This is a genomic window from Kitasatospora sp. NBC_01560, assembly GCF_045208415.1.
GTDB lineage: Bacteria > Actinomycetota > Actinomycetes > Streptomycetales > Streptomycetaceae > Kitasatospora.
Genome location: NZ_CP109364.1, coordinates 9,080,492 through 9,093,955, shown reverse-complemented (window position 1 = coordinate 9,093,955; position 13,464 = coordinate 9,080,492). Strand labels below are relative to the sequence as shown.

Below are 13,464 nucleotides of genomic sequence, written 5' to 3'. Positions count from 1 at the left end.
CCGTCGCGCCCCTCGGCCGACGGTGGCGCGGCCCGGAGCGGCGAGGCCGGCCGGGCCGGCACCCAGCGCGATCTCCCTCAGCCGCTCCCCGTGACGTCCGGCCCACCGCCCCACCGCGGCGTGTGACACGGCTGCGCCACGGGGTCGTCCGTGCCGCACGTCGCCCGGTAGGCGCCGGCCAGGGACGCGGCCATGGCGTCGATGCCGAATCGCTCGCGCACCGTCGCGGCCCCGGCCGCCGCCATCACCGCCAGGTCCGGCGCCGGCGTGCTCACGAGGGCGCGCAGGCCGTCGGCCAGCCGCCCCACCGATTCGGTGGCCAGCAGCCGCCCGTTGACGCCGTCGCGCAAGTAGTGGGAGGCGCCGCCGCGCCGCGGGGCCGCCACCGGGAGGCCGGCCTCCATGGCCTCCAGCACGGCCAGCCCGAACTCCTCCTTCGCACTGGGGCACACGTACAGCACGGACCCGGGCGCGCGCTGGGCCAACGCCCTTTCCAGCAGCCGGACATGCCGGTTGGACAGCGCGGGCCACAGGGCGGCCCTGCGCATCGCCACCCGGTCCGTCGCCAGGAGTTCGGCGAGGCGGCCGCGGACCGTCGCCTCCACCGCGGTCGGGTTCGTGGGTGATCCGCCGACCAGCAGCAGGGTCGTGCGGTGGTGCAGGCCCGCGAGCATCCAGGCGCGCACCAGCTGTTCCTGCTGTTTGACGGGGTGGAGCCGCCCCACGCACAACAGCAACGGCAGCCCGTGATCGGCCGGGTCGAACGCATCGGGCGCATCCGGTGTGTCGGGCGCGTCGGGCGCATCGGGTCCGTCGGGCGCGTCGGGCGCGAGTGCGCCGCCGTACCCACCGCCACCGAACAGCCGCGCGAGCAGACCGCGCGCCGTCGCCGCGTCGTCCGCGGCGGGCCGGAAAGGGGCAATGCCCTCGGGCTGCACGTGGACCGGACGGTTCCCCAACTGCGGGAAGTGCGTGAGGAGTTCCTCCAGCCCGGAGCCACCCGGCATGGCCACCAGAAGGTCCGCCCGGGAGACCAGGCGGTCGGCGACGAAAACCCGGTGCAGGTCCAGGCGCAGCGCGCGCCCCGCGTCGCCGGTCCGCTCGGGCGGCAGGCCGGCGTGCCGTTCGTCCATGGCCCGGTGGGGGTCGGGGGTGACGGTGAACGCGAGCTTCGCTCCGTGGCGGCGTGCGGCCCGGGCGACGGCGAGGGAGGCGTCGTCGGCGAACCTGACGTGCACGAGGTCCGGTCGGGCGCCCGGTAGTTCGAAGATGCGGGCCGTCCACCAGGCCAGCGCCGCATGGTGCGCGGCGGCGTTCTCCGGATCGAGCGTTCCCGGCAGGTCCACGGGCAGTCGCACCAGCACGTGCGCCCGCCCCGACCAGTGCACCAGGCCCGCGCGTTCCACCTCCGCAGGCCGGGCCGTGGTCAGGGTGAGGACTCGGGCGACGCGCGCCCCGGCCGTCAAGGCCTCACCCAGGCCGGTCAGCAACACGCTCATCCCGCCGCTGAGTCCGGCGCCCGGTTCCTCCAGGCGGCCCTGCAGCATCGACTGCGCGACGACCGGAGCGCCCCGGACGCCCACGGCAAGATCGGCGAACGCCGCCCTGAACCGCCGGCCCGCCGGTGAACCGGGGCACGCCCGCTCGGCGCACGCGGCGAGCAGCAGTCGCTCGTACGCGTCCCCGCCCGGACCGGGGGCGTGTCGCACGAGGCCGCCGCCGGGCAAGCCCGACAGGTAGCGCCACAGGGCGTGGGTCTGCTCCCCGCCGACGGGCTCCAGGCCGGCCGCCTCCCCGGGCGAGAGCGGCCGCAGGCCGTTCGCGTCCGCCACGTCCAGCAGGAATGCCGTCTCCGCCGGGCTCGGGTCCGCCAGCAACCGCCGCCGGATCTCCGCGGTCGCGGCGGGCCCGCCCGCGCGGGCGGCACTGCGCTCCCACGCCTCCGCGAGAGCCGTCCGCTCCCACGCCTCCAGGTCGGCCGCCGCACCCGTCGCGGCCAGCACCCACGCCGGCGCGGCGCGTTCGCGCCGTGCGAGGTGCCGGATCCGCGCCGCGCGCCGGTCGGAGAGCAGCAGCACCGTATCGGGCTGCGCCCACGGATCCCCGTACTCGGCCCGCGCCAGCCGTCCGAGCAGGTCACCGTCCGGGACCGCGGGGGCGCCCCGGGCCCAGTGGAAGCGGCGCCACGCGGCAAGCGTCCCCACACCTGCCGCAGCGATCCGCGGCTCGGCCGCGACCGGCGTCACGTGGTGTGTCATCGCTCCTCCTCCCAATGCCGCCGTTCGGTCTCCGGCCTTTCGGAGACGAGCGGCGAAATGGATTGCGGTGGGCGTGCCGAGTTCGCCCGGCGCCTTCGCGGGGCCGTTCCGGGAGCTTCCCGGGAGCTTCTCGGCGCCGTCCCGGGGGCTTTCCGGCCCCGCGACGACACCCGCGTTCCCGAGGAGTGGCGACGCCGGAAGGCCTGGCATCATCGAAAGCCGCGCGCGCAGTGACGCCCCCGGATGGAGAACACCGTGCCCCGTGTCGTCGTGATCAGCCCGCCGTTCCACTCGCACGCCCGGCCCCTGGCCGCTCTCGGCACCGCGCTGACCCGGCACGACGCCGGTGTGACCTTCGCCTGCACCCCCGCCTTCGCCGGCCTCGCCGCCCGCAGCGGCCTCGGCTTCACCGAGTTGGCCGTGACTCGCAACGCCAACCACGGCATCGCCGAAACCACCCGCCAGGACGACGCGGAAGCGCAGCGGCTGCGTGAGTTCCTCGACTCCACCCATCGCGGCCCGGTCGCGACTCTCCTCACCCAGGCCCGCCACCGCGCCGACGACATGCTCGCCGACCCCGGACGCGTCCTGCGCCACCTCGCCGCCCTCGACGCGGAACTCCGTCCGGACTGGTACCTCGTCGACCAGCTCTCCTACGCCGCGACCCTCGCCCTGCACTGCCTCGGTCTGCCCTACGCCACCTTCTGCCCCGGCCACCCCAGCTATCTGCCGACCGCACCGGACGCCTACTTCGGCCTCCCCTACGCCTGGCCCGCCGCCCTGCGCCCGGCCCCCGCGGACCTCCGCCGGCTGCGCACCGCGGCGGCGGCGAACGACGCCGCGTTCACCGACGCGTTCCAGGCGGTCACCCGGCGGTACGCCCCCGACCGGCCCGAACCGGAGCGTGCCTTCGCCCTGTGCTCACCGCACGCCGTCGTTTTCAACTACCCCCGCCTGCCCTGGCTCCCGCCCGCTCCGACGGGCCCCCGGGCGCTGTACACCGGCCACCTCCTGCCGGACACCGGTCCCGCACCGCTGGACGAGCACTGGCAGGCCGTCCTCGCCCGTCTGACGACCGACGGACGCCCCCTGGTACTCGTCGCCCTGGGCACCTTCCTGTCGGCGCGCGACGATGTCCTGACCACCGCCGCGGCCGGAATCCTCCGGCACACCCCGGCCTCGGTCGTCGTGGCCGCCGGCGAACGCGTCACCGCCGTCGCGGGCCACCCCCTGCTCAACGGCGCCGCGCCCGGACGGCTGCACGTCACCTCGGCGATCCCCCAGCAGGAGCTGCTCCCGCACGCCGCCGCCATGGTCCACCACGGCGGCAACAACTCCTTCACCGAGTGCCTGCAGACCGGCGTGCCCGCGCTGGTCCTGCCGTTCTCCAGCGACCAGTTCGCCATCGCCCACGACGCCGAACGTGCCGCCGTGGGCCTCTGCCTGGCGCCCAACACACTCACGCCCCACGCCGCCGGCCAGGCCGTGGCCGCGCTCCTCGCCGGACAGGCCCACGGCACCGCGGCACTCACGGCCCGGCTGCGCCCGCCGGGCGCCGCCCGGGCCGCCGCCGCTCTCCTGCGGTGCATGCCCGCCCGCGACTGAAGCGGGCGCACACCACCGGCCGGCCCGTTGCTCAGCGGGGCGAGCCGGCCACCGGTCCGGCCACCAACTCGGCCACCGCGTAGACCCGGTGACCGAGCAACGGGAGGCGCAGCAGGGCGGCCGCGATGCGCTGGGCGGCCCCGATCCGCTCCATCACGGGGTGCTCCGCGACGGCGCGCCACGCCGGTGCGGCGGCGGCGGGCCCCTCGGCGCCGCGGGCCCCCGAGCGGAAGGCCGAGCCCGGCAACCCGGGCGGCGGCGGCACCGTCCTGCTCGGCGTCGCCTGGTACGACCGGGCGTTCTTCGACGACCGCCGCGACGCCTGGTTCGGCGCCATGCACCAGCGGATCCACAAGGACCCCGGCATCCCGCTGGAGGACATCACCGTCACCCACTGGCAGCTGCTCGCGAGCTGACCGGAGCACCACCAGCACACCGGCCGGGCCCCGCCATGCGGGGCCCGTGCCCGTGCCAGGGCTCAGTCGCGGGCCGCCGGCTCCGGCACCGGCAAGGCCTCCGACAGCGGCTGGTGCCCCCGGGACAGGGCCACCACCAGCACGGTACCCGCCCCGCCGACCACCGCCACCGCCAGGCCGCCCACCAGGAACGCGGCCCTCGGACCGGCGGCGGCGAGCGCGGGGACGAACAGCATCGAGACCGTCCCGCAAGTGCGGATCACGGTCAGGTCGACCGTCAGCAGCCGCCTGCGGGCGGCCGGAGGGAACAGCGCGAAGTGCGTGGACAGCGCGATCTGCAGGAACGGCGACACCGCCCCCGACAGGACGGACAGCGCCAGCAGCACTGGCAGCGACCCGGCCAGCCCACTGGCGGCCAGCACCAGTCCGGAGGCCGCCCACGCCCCGCAGTACACCGCTGTCAGCGGCCCGGGCAGCCGCACGTTCCCGGCCACCAGGTTCCCGGCCAGGGCCCCGGCGCCGGTGCAGGCCAGCACCGCCGCATAGGCGGAGGCCCCGGCACCGAGCCGACCGGCCATCAGGGCGGGCATCGCCAGCGACACCGCCCCGGCGAAGATCCCGATCCCGTGCACGGCCAGCACCACCCCGGTGTCAGGATGGGTCCGCACCAGCGACCAGACCCGTGGCCGCACCCCTGCCGCTTTCGGTCCGGCCTGCGGGGCGGCAGCGGCCGGCCAGGTACGGGCGGCCAGCAGCACCAGGGCGAGGGCCGAGAGCGCGAACGTGGCCGCGTCGACCCAGAACAGCCCGGCCAGTGGCATCACCGCCAGCAGCAGCCCGGCCGCCCGGGGACCGGCGATCCGGGCGATGCGGCCGGTGAGATCCATCAGCCCGCTGACTGCCTGGACCTCGCCCGGCCTGACCAGGTCCGGCACCAGCGCGCCGAGGTTCGGGTCGAACAGCGCCCCGCCGACTCCCAGCAGGGCCGCCGAGGTGATCAGCCCGACTGTGCCGAACTCGGCCCACGCCCATGGCAGCGCGGCCACCAGGGCCAGCCGCACCGCGTCCACTACCGCCAGCGCCCGCAGCGACGCGAACCGGTCCATCACCCGGCGCCCCACCGTGCCGAGCACAATGTAGGGCACGGACTCGGCGACGGCCACCAGGCCCATCGCCCCGGCGCCCGACCGCTCCCAGGCCATCCACATCACGGCCATCGCGTACAGCCGGTCGCCGAACACCGACGCCGTCTGCGCCCCCCACAGCAGAAGCACAGGCCCGCGCCGCAGCAACCGCACGTATCGCATGATCCACTCCGCCCCAGGAAAACACGAAGTCCCGGCAGCGGGCCGCCACCGGGAACTCCCCACACCCCAGGGCAACTTGAAGCCCTGCCGACGCAGGCGCCCCGAGCGCCGCCGGCCGCCGGCGGCGGCCACACCCGCCACTCGCCCCGGGCCCAGAACTGCGGCAGCCTGGCCCACACCACCGCACCCGAGACCGCCGCCCTGATCATCAATGCCACCGACCACATCACCACCACACCCGAGGCGGACGTGTGGTCTCTGGCGGCCTCCCTGTTCTGGTCCTGGACCCGCACCCCGCCCACCGACTACCGCGACCCCCAGGCGCGCCGTCCCGACCTGCTGGCCGACACCACGGCCAGCCGCCGCCACGACATCGCCGCTGTCCGGCCCTGGGCCTTCCCCGCCTTCGAGGACGCCTTGCGGGCCGGCCTCGCCCACGATCCGGGGCAACGACCCTCCGCCCGCTCGCTGGCCCGATCTCTCCGCACCGCCCTCACCGAGGACGCCCAGGCCCGCAAGTAGTAGCCCGGCCCGCGGCTGTTGGGCCGCCGACGTTTTCGTCCTCGATCCCCGGCGACCACGAGCACAGGACGCCGGGACCCCGGGCCGGGCACCGCCTCCCGGACCGCTGCCGAACCGCTGCCGGAGCGCCGCCGGAGTGCCGCCGGAGTGCCGCCGGACCGCTGCCGGAGCGCCGCTCCGCGACGCGAACAGAGCCGGCGCGGGAACGCGCGCGGCGGCATCCGTTCCCCATCGGGCACGGCACTACCGCCCGGAAGGGACACCGCCCCCCGGCACGGGATCGCAGGGCGCCCGGCCGGCGACAGCGTCACGGACGCAGCGGCGGTCGGGCGGGGGCCTGCGGGTCAGCTGTGTGCTGTGTGCTGTGCCGGGATGCGGATCAGCGGGCGATCGAGATCGCGAAGGGCGCGAATCCGCTGGACCGGATCACGTGCGGCACGAACAGGATCGCGGCCTCGGTGGCGCGGGCGGTCCGGATGCCGCCGAGGTCGGTGATCCACTCCGTGTCCCAGCCGAGGTCGGTGAGCAGTTCACGGACGGTCTGCTTGGCCTGCTGGTCCTCGCCGGAGAGGAACACCTCGGGCGCCTGTGCGAGTGCGGCCGGTGCGGTCATCACCGGGAAGAGCATGGTGTTGAGCGTCTTGACGACGCGCGTTTCGGGAAGCGCCTCCTGGAGCTGCTCGGCGAGGCTCGACCCGGGGTAGAGCAGATCGCCGGGCAGTCCGTCCGGTCCGTCGGCGGTGGCGTTGGAGACGTCGACCAGGATCTTGCCCCGCAGCTCCTCCCGCAGATCGGCGAGCCGCTCCAGCGAGCCGGCGCCGGGCGTCGCGTTGATGACGACCTCGGCCGTCCGGGCAGCGGCGGAGGCGGCGCCGGGCGCGCGGTCCACCGCCGTCACCTCGTGCCCCGCCCGGGCGAGGGCGGTCGCGAGATTGCCGCCGACGCGGCCGTTTCCGAGAACTGCGATCGTGGTCATGATGAGAAGGTCCTTTCGTAGGGGGGGTCGTGGTGGGTGGTCAGCGCGAGAGGGTGGCGACGGCCTCGGTGTGGATGCCGGGTGCGGTGGCCAGGAAGCTCTCGCTCCCCGGGGTCCAGGGGCGGCCGTGGGCGTCGGAGATCCGCCCGCCGGCCTCGGTGACCAGCAGCATCCCGGGCAGCAGGTCCGCGCGGGCGCCGGCGAACTGCCAGAAGCCGTCGATCCGGCCGGCGGCCACGTTCACGAGGTGCAGGGTCGCGGGCACGGCGGTGCGCACGACGAGCGCGTCGAGGAGCATCTCGGTGATCGAGGAGCCCACGCGTCGCACGACCGTCTCGTCCTCGTCGGGCCGGGCCTGGCTGGTGGCCACGATGCTCAGGCCGAGCTCCGTGGTCGGGGAGACGTGCAGCGGCCGGCCGTCGACGTGGGCGCCCGCGCCCGCCAGCGCGGTGTAGGTCTCGCCGGTCAACGGGAGGTGCACGGCGGTGAGGACCGGCCGGTTGTCGCGCACCAGGGTGGCGGTGACCGCCCATTCCGGCAGGGCGTGCAGGTGGTTGACGTTCCCCTCGGCCGGATCCACCACCCACCATTCGCCGGACGGCAGCGCCCCGCCGTCGAGCTCGTCCTCCACCCAACCCGCCTGCGGGCGCAGCTGCGTGAGGCGGGGGCGCAGGATGGCGAGGACGGCCTCGTCGTTGGCGGCGAGCGCCGCCATCAGCTCCTCACGGGTCCGGTGGCGGACCACGTCGCCGTAGCGCTCGCGCAACGCCGAGCCGGCCGCGCCCAGGGCGCTCACCGTCCGGGCGAGCAGGTCGGCGTCGGTCGCGGCAGTTCCGGTGGCGGCGACGTCGGTGGCAGCGACCTCGATGGTGGAAGCGGTGGCGGTCTGAAGCGGTCCGGACATGGCGGTGCTCCTGTTCTGAGGGATCCGAGGAGGGGAGGAGGCCGAGCGACCCGGGCGGTGTGTCCCGTCGTGTGCTCGCACTTCGAAGATAGGCAGCCTCGTCATTAACCTCAAATGCATGTCAGGAACTTTTAGAGTTACTCAGATGCAATTGGATTTGGATCCGCTCACCGCACTCGACGCGCTGCTGGAGGAGGGCAGCGTGACCGTCGCGGCCGCACGCCTTCACGTCACCGCCCCCCGCGATGAGCCGCAGCCCGGGCCGGATCAGGCACGTGACCGGGGACTGTCGTGGCATCAGCGCTACGCCACCGACCACGCCCACACCTGGCTGCGCACACTGGCACGCACCGCGCTGACCGTGCGCAGCGCCCCGCAACCGGCACCGACGGGCCGTGACGACCGGGGCCGACGGGACGGGCGGGCGCCCACTCGACGGGCACCCACTCGACGTCAGGCCACCGGGTCGCCACCCGGTCGCCCGTCGATCGCCCGTCCCTCGTCCGTCGCCCGTCCGTCGTCCGTCGCCCGTCGCCCGTCCGTCGTCCGGCGTCGGAGAGGCCCGGGTGCGTCAGCCCGTCGGCGTGCCGATCCGGTCGCGTTCCAGGGAGGTGCGCAGCTCCGAGAGGGCCTGCGCGGCGGCCGCCAGCGGGGACGGTCCGAGTGCGCCCGTCAGCAGCTCGGCCAACCGCTCGGTGAAGGTCCCTTCTGCCGCGTCGACCAGCCGCAGGCCGTCGTCGGTCAGGGCGAGCAGCGAGGACCGGCGGTCCGACGGATTCGGCCGGCGCGCCACCCATCCCTGCTGTTCCAGACGGTCGATGCCCTTGCTGGTGGCGCCGATGCCGATGGCGAACTCGGCGGCGAGGTCCGCCACCCGGGATGCGGGGTGGTCGCGGAGGTGGCGCAGGAACTCGAACTGCGACGTGACGATCCCGTGCTGCTCACGAAGGCGGTCGTTGAGGGCGTTGTACAGACGCGTCTCACAGCGGACGAGGTCGGCGAAGAAGTTCGGGAGTTCGACGGGACCATCCGATCTATATGCCATGGAATATAGTGTAGAGGAAGGTACTTCCGGACAGGAGCACTTGCATGAGCGACGAACAACGCGCCCGGATCGACGCGATGCTGCGGCAGCCCGGACCCGAGGGCCCTCAGTCGGTCGAGGCGATCCGCGCCGGATTCGAGGCGCTGATGGCCCACATGGTCGTGCCCGACGCCATCCGCACCGGGCGAACGACGCTCGGCGACCGGCCCGCCCTGCGCGTGGAGCCGGACAGCGGCCCGCGCGCCGGGACGATCCTGTACTTCCACGGCGGCGGCTGGGTGTACGGCTCGCCCCGGACCACGCTGTCGCTGACGGGGCAGCTCGTGGCCAGGACCGGCTTCAGGTCGTACTCGCTGGACTACCGGCTCGCCCCCGAGGATCCGTTCCCGGCCGCGATCGAGGACGCCCTGAGCGCCTACCGCGCCCTGCTCGACAGCGGTGAGGACCCTTCGGCCATCGCGTTCGCCGGGGACTCCGCGGGCGGCGGCCTCACCGTCACCACCTGCCTCGCCGCCCGCGACGCGGGCCTCCCGCTGCCTGCCGCGATCGTGGCGTTCTCCCCCGGGCTGGACGCCACCCGGTCCGGGGCGAGCATGGACACCAAGGCGGGCGTCGACCCGATCTTCACCCGCGAGCGCCTGGAACACACCGGCGCCCTGTACCTCGCCGGAGCCGACCCGCATCAGCCCCTGCTCAGCCCGGCCGTCCTCGCCGACCTGACCGGCTTCCCGCCGATGCTCGTCCAGGCGGGCACGAACGAGATGCTGCTGGACGACTCCACGCGCATCGCCGCCCGTGCCCGGGCCGCCGGAGTGGACGCGATCCTCGACATCACCGCCGGCGTACCCCACGTGTTCCAGGCCTTCGCGGGCGGCGGCCTCGACGAGGCCGACCAGGCGCTGGACCGGGCGGCCCTCTTCCTCACCCAGCACGTCCGCGCTCCCGAGGCGGCGGCCGCATAGCCTCGCCGGTCGGGCCGCCGGGCGGTCCAGGGCTCGGGGCCCCGGACGGCCCTGCGGCGTTCCGTACGATGCCGCGCATGGGCTGCTTCCGGGCGGTGGTGCTTCCCGGAACGGCGAGACACATGTACGTCCCGGTGTTTCGGGTGCTGTTCAGGTTGATGACGTGGTGGTACGTCCGGCCGTTGACCGTTCTGCTCGTCGCGATGCCGATCCACCAGTACTGTTCCGCGGCCTGGGTGACGCCGCCCCACTGGATCACTCCGGTGCCGGGGCGAGTTCGGCGGTGATCCGGAGCCGAGGAAGCAGGCCCCCGGGCCCGGAGAGCAGCGGGCCGAGCCGGGCCGACGGCGTAGCCGGATCCCCGTCACGTCATCGGTGGGGTGGGCGGGAAGGCGGCCCACCAGAGCAGGACGAAGGTGGCGATCGTCATCAGCGGGACGAGGAACTTCGTCTCGACGCCGTTGCCGGTGCGCTTGATCAGGACGATCCCGCAGTGGCGTCCGTGCGGCCAGAACAGCGGTATCCCCCGCTTGGTCAGGCAGTCTCCGAGGAGGTGGGCCAGCACGCCCAGGGTCACCGCGCAGGGCAGCCAGTGCGGGGCGTTCGGGAGCCGGGTGTCCAGGCCGGCCGTGCCCAGCACGGCCAGGCCGGTGGGGACGGTCCAACCCGCCACGCCCCGGCCGGCCGGGTGCGGGTGCAGCGCGTGCATGGCCAGGGCCAGTAGGCAGAAAGCCAGGCCGAGGGTGAAGCCGCGGCCGAGCCGCGCGATGCCGACCCAGCTGCCGGCACCGGCCAGTGCGGCGAACAGGAGGGAGTGGGTCGCGTGGCGGTGGCCACCGGAGAGCCGGCCGACCAGGCGGCACAGCCCCCGGGAGACCGGCCCGAGGACGTGCGCGAGCGTGCTGTCGTGGTGGTCCAGATCGGGCAGGAGCGCTGCGCCGGCACACAGGACGGTGCCCATCAGGATGTCGCCCGGTCCGAGCGGCCCGCCGGTCAGCACGGGGGGCAGATGCGGCGCCGCGGCCGCGAACAGCAGTGCTCCGCTCACCGCGTGCGAATGTCCCAGCACGATGCCCCCCGCCTCCGTCGCTCGACCGCCGGCCGGGCGGTCGCGTCCCGGGCTCGGACCCCGCCCCGACTACCCACGATCATCGGATCGAAGCACCGCCGCCGCCCGGTACCACGGGAGCCGGCCGGTCCGCCGCTGCCTTCCGTGGCAGCACCGACCCAGGGCCGACCGGCGGTGCGCCCCCGGGGTGGGCCCCGGGGGCCTGCGCGGCAGCCTCCCGAAGGGCCCGCCGGACGTCGAACGGGACGAGGGTGGCGGCGACGTGGGGCAGGCGGTCGACGGCCTGGGCGAGACGGTCACCCGCCCGCGCGTGCAGCAGGCGGCCGCTGACGGGCCCGTACGTGCGCCGGGGGATGAGCAGGGTGACGTCGGTGTGCCCGTCGGCCGTGGCGCGGGCGGCCAGGGCGGCGACGGCGTGGTGCAGGCGGCGGTCCGGGCACTCGACGAGCTCCAGCGGCACGTCCGCGGCCCGGTTGGCGGCCCATTGGCGACGCAGCTGTTCGGCGTGCTGCTCGTCGATCACGAAGTGCACGGCGTGGAGTTCGTCGGGCCGCAGACTCTGGCCGTGGTGGAGGGCGTTGACGACGGCGAGGTCGAGCCGGTCGACGAGGACGTGGACGACGCCGCGATGGCGGAACGTGGCGGTGGCTGAGGCCGGGGCGGCCTCCAGCGCGTCGGCCTCCGTGCGGTAGCGGTGGTTGGTGCGGATCAGCGCCCAGACGCCGACCGGGAAGACGACGACGACCATCCAGGCGCCCTCGGTGAACTTGGAGACCGCGAAGACCACCACGACGGCCGCCGAGGCCAGTGCCGCCGCCGCGTTGACGGCGATCTTCGTCCGGCGGTGCCTCTCCCGGCGGGTCCAGTGGTGCTTCACCAGGCCGGCCGCCGCCATCACGAATCCGGTGAAGACGCCGATGGCGTAGAGCGCCACCAGCTTCGTGAGGTTCCCGCCGGTCACGACCAGCAGCGCGAGCGAGGCCGCCGTCAGGACGACGATGCCGTTGGAGAAGGCGAGCCGGTGCCCGCGGACGGTCAACTGCCGGGGCAGGAAGGCGTCCTCGGCGACGAAGCTGGCCAGGAACGGGAACCCGTTGAAGGATGTGTTGCCGCCGGTGTAGAGGATGAGCGCGGTGGCGACCTGGACGATGACGAACATCGCGGTGCCGAAGGCGCTCTGCCCGAAGACCAGGTGTGCCTCCTGGGCCAGCACAGTGGGGCTTCCCGAGGTGAACGGCACGGTGTGGGTCTGCCAGGCGAGTGTGGAGACGCCGAGCACCAGGACGCCCAGGAGGGTGCTCATGACGACCAGCGTGCGGCGGGCGTTGCGGCCCTGCGGGCTGCGGAAGGCGCTCACGCCGTTGGAGACGGCCTCCAGCCCGGTGAGCGAGGAGCCGCCGTTGGCGAAGGCCCGCATCAGGACGAGGAGCGAGGCGCCCATCAGGAGGCCGCCGCCCGGGTGGCCCGTGTCGATGGCGCCGGGTGCGTGCAGGTCCGCCTCGCTCAGCCGCGGCAGATTGCCCGCGGCGAGCCGGAGCATGCCGGTGAGCACGGTCAGCCCCGTCGCTCCGACGAACAGGTAGGTCGGCAGCGAGAAGGCCCGGCCGGCCTCGCGGATGCCGCGCAGGTTGCCGTAGCAGAGCAGGCACACCACCCCGGCGGTGATCCACAGCTTCTCGTGATCGATGTTCACCTGCCAGAGGACGTGCAGCAGCGAGGCGACGGCATCGGTGCCGGCGGCCGTCTGGACGGCCACGGTGACGATGTAGTCGATCAGCAACGCAACCGCCGAGACCTGCGCCACCCGCGGCCCGAAGTTCTCCCGCGCCACCACGTAGGAGCCGCCGGTGCGGGTGTACGTCGTCACGACGTCGCGGTAGCAGAGCGTGAGCAGCAGCAGGAGCGCCAGGATGACGCCGGTGACCGGCATGACCAGGGCGAAGCCGGCCACCCCGACGGCGGGGATCAGCTGGGTCAGCATCTGCTCGGTGCCGTAGGCGCTGGAGCTGATGCAGTCCGGCGCGAGGACGCCCAGCGCAACGGGCTTGGACAGCTTCTCGTTGCGCAGTTCCGCGCTGACCAGTGGCGGCCCCAGCAGGATTCGCTTCATCCGGTAGCCCGGACCTTCGGGGAGGTCGCTCTCCTGCGGGCCCGTGTTGTCCGGGCGGTCCGGTACCGCGGCCATCCCTCATCCCCTTCGGTCACGAGAACGGGCGTCGCTGCCGGACTACTGCTCCGGTCGGCCCGCCCGCGGATCCGCCCTCCTTCTGTCCCGGCGGCCACCCGGCATGCACCGGCGGCGCGCGGGAACGAACGGCGGCCCGGCCCGGTTGCCCGGCCCGACGGCCCCGAACAACCGGTCGGCTTGCCGGGCGGGATCCGGGACATACGCGATCCGTG

At 74.5% G+C, this 13,464-nt stretch carries 12 protein-coding genes and 1 pseudogene; 5 read left to right on the top strand and 8 right to left on the bottom strand.

What is annotated here, in order from left to right; genetic code table 11:
- Positions 1–77: 77 nt before the first annotated feature.
- Complete coding sequence (locus OH807_RS38820; RefSeq protein ID WP_406209417.1) at positions 78–2,258, bottom strand: glycosyltransferase; 2,181 nt, start codon at positions 2,256–2,258, stop codon at positions 78–80.
- Positions 2,259–2,513: 255 nt separating this feature from the next.
- On the opposite strand from OH807_RS38820, the gene OH807_RS38815 reads away from it, so the two are divergent.
- Complete coding sequence (locus OH807_RS38815) at positions 2,514–3,863, top strand: glycosyltransferase (protein WP_406209414.1); 1,350 nt, start codon at positions 2,514–2,516, stop codon at positions 3,861–3,863.
- A gap of 31 nt (positions 3,864–3,894) precedes the next feature.
- Here the strand turns inward: OH807_RS38815 and OH807_RS38810 are convergent, their stop codons facing one another.
- Positions 3,895–4,017: a hypothetical protein gene (locus OH807_RS38810; protein WP_406209411.1), complete on the bottom strand. Its 123-nt coding sequence runs from the start codon at positions 4,015–4,017 to the stop codon at positions 3,895–3,897.
- On the opposite strand from OH807_RS38810, the gene OH807_RS38805 reads away from it, so the two are divergent.
- On the top strand, positions 3,989–4,279 hold the full coding sequence (locus tag OH807_RS38805) for a hypothetical protein (protein ID WP_406209408.1): 291 nt from the start codon (positions 3,989–3,991) through the stop codon (positions 4,277–4,279). The two genes, OH807_RS38810 and OH807_RS38805, sit on opposite strands and share 29 nt — an antisense overlap.
- Positions 4,280–4,341: 62 nt before the next feature.
- Here the strand turns inward: OH807_RS38805 and OH807_RS38800 are convergent, their stop codons facing one another.
- Complete coding sequence (locus tag OH807_RS38800) at positions 4,342–5,586, bottom strand: MFS transporter (protein ID WP_406209405.1); 1,245 nt, start codon at positions 5,584–5,586, stop codon at positions 4,342–4,344.
- A 249-nt stretch (positions 5,587–5,835) separates the two neighbouring features.
- Between OH807_RS38800 and OH807_RS38795 the strand changes: the two genes are divergently transcribed.
- The gene (locus OH807_RS38795) at positions 5,836–6,108 is read left to right on the top strand and encodes a hypothetical protein (protein WP_406209402.1); all 273 of its coding nucleotides are present in this window, start codon (positions 5,836–5,838) and stop codon (positions 6,106–6,108) included.
- A 379-nt stretch (positions 6,109–6,487) separates the two neighbouring features.
- Here OH807_RS38795 and OH807_RS38790 read toward each other — a convergent pair whose 3' ends face one another.
- The gene (locus tag OH807_RS38790) at positions 6,488–7,084 is read right to left on the bottom strand and encodes an NADPH-dependent F420 reductase (RefSeq protein WP_406209400.1); all 597 of its coding nucleotides are present in this window, start codon (positions 7,082–7,084) and stop codon (positions 6,488–6,490) included.
- A 40-nt stretch (positions 7,085–7,124) separates the two neighbouring features.
- The gene (locus OH807_RS38785; protein WP_406209397.1) at positions 7,125–7,988 is read right to left on the bottom strand and encodes an inositol monophosphatase family protein; all 864 of its coding nucleotides are present in this window, start codon (positions 7,986–7,988) and stop codon (positions 7,125–7,127) included.
- 145 nt (positions 7,989–8,133) lie between these two features.
- Between OH807_RS38785 and OH807_RS38780 the strand changes: the two are divergent.
- A pseudogene (locus OH807_RS38780) lies at positions 8,134–8,317 on the top strand (LysR family transcriptional regulator); the annotation flags it as partial.
- A gap of 242 nt (positions 8,318–8,559) precedes the next feature.
- Here OH807_RS38780 and OH807_RS38775 read toward each other — a convergent pair.
- Positions 8,560–9,033, bottom strand: a complete 474-nt coding sequence (locus OH807_RS38775; protein ID WP_406209394.1) for a MarR family winged helix-turn-helix transcriptional regulator — start codon at positions 9,031–9,033, stop codon at positions 8,560–8,562.
- Between the two features lie 44 nt (positions 9,034–9,077).
- On the opposite strand from OH807_RS38775, the gene OH807_RS38770 reads away from it, so the two are divergent.
- Entirely contained in the window at positions 9,078–9,995 is a 918-nt protein-coding gene (locus tag OH807_RS38770) for an alpha/beta hydrolase (RefSeq protein WP_406209391.1), read from the top strand.
- A 364-nt stretch (positions 9,996–10,359) separates the two neighbouring features.
- Here OH807_RS38770 and OH807_RS38765 read toward each other — a convergent pair whose 3' ends face one another.
- Positions 10,360–11,064, bottom strand: coding sequence for a metal-dependent hydrolase (locus OH807_RS38765; RefSeq protein WP_406209388.1), 705 nt, complete (start codon positions 11,062–11,064; stop codon positions 10,360–10,362).
- Positions 11,065–11,143: 79 nt separating this feature from the next.
- Positions 11,144–13,174: an APC family permease gene (locus tag OH807_RS38760; protein ID WP_406211415.1), complete on the bottom strand. Its 2,031-nt coding sequence runs from the start codon at positions 13,172–13,174 to the stop codon at positions 11,144–11,146.
- Positions 13,175–13,464: the final 290 nt, after the last annotated feature.

Coding starts and splice junctions, on each gene's coding strand:
- OH807_RS38820 (WP_406209417.1), bottom strand. CDS start 2,258: ATGACACACCACGTGACGCCGGTCGCGGCCGAGCCGCGGATCGCTGCG.
- OH807_RS38805 (WP_406209408.1), top strand. CDS start 3,989: ATGCGCTGGGCGGCCCCGATCCGCTCCATCACGGGGTGCTCCGCGACG.
- OH807_RS38810 (WP_406209411.1), bottom strand. CDS start 4,017: ATGGAGCGGATCGGGGCCGCCCAGCGCATCGCGGCCGCCCTGCTGCGC.
- OH807_RS38800 (WP_406209405.1), bottom strand. CDS start 5,586: ATGCGATACGTGCGGTTGCTGCGGCGCGGGCCTGTGCTTCTGCTGTGG.
- OH807_RS38790 (WP_406209400.1), bottom strand. CDS start 7,084: ATGACCACGATCGCAGTTCTCGGAAACGGCCGCGTCGGCGGCAATCTC.
- OH807_RS38785 (WP_406209397.1), bottom strand. CDS start 7,988: ATGTCCGGACCGCTTCAGACCGCCACCGCTTCCACCATCGAGGTCGCT.
- OH807_RS38775 (WP_406209394.1), bottom strand. CDS start 9,033: ATGGCATATAGATCGGATGGTCCCGTCGAACTCCCGAACTTCTTCGCC.
- OH807_RS38770 (WP_406209391.1), top strand. CDS start 9,078: ATGAGCGACGAACAACGCGCCCGGATCGACGCGATGCTGCGGCAGCCC.
- OH807_RS38760 (WP_406211415.1), bottom strand. CDS start 13,174: ATGAAGCGAATCCTGCTGGGGCCGCCACTGGTCAGCGCGGAACTGCGC.